Below are 231 nucleotides of genomic sequence, written 5' to 3'. Positions count from 1 at the left end.
GGCAGCGACACTATGTGTTGTTGGGTAGGGGAGCGTTCTGTAAGCCTGCGAAGGTGTCTCGTGAGGGATGCTGGAGGTATCAGAAGTGCGAATGCTGACATAAGTAACGATAATGTGGGTGAAAAACCCGCACGCCGGAAGACCAAGGGTTCCTGTCCAACGTTAATCGGGGCAGGGTGAGTCGACCCCTAAGGCGAGGCCGAAAGGCGTAGTCGATGGGAAACAGGTTAA

Annotated in this window: 1 rRNA gene; it reads left to right on the top strand. The window is 54.5% G+C overall.

Features of this window, described 5'->3' with window-relative positions:
- Nucleotides 1-231: ribosomal RNA gene (locus tag FHC49_RS12285) — 23S ribosomal RNA — on the top strand; the annotation flags it as partial.

Origin of the sequence: Kluyvera sp. EC_51 (assembly GCF_019584505.1) — a bacterium.
Classification (GTDB): Bacteria; Pseudomonadota; Gammaproteobacteria; order Enterobacterales; family Enterobacteriaceae; genus Kluyvera; species Kluyvera sichuanensis.
Note: the sequence above shows the minus strand (reverse complement) of the source record. Positions and strands in the feature narration are given on the sequence as shown.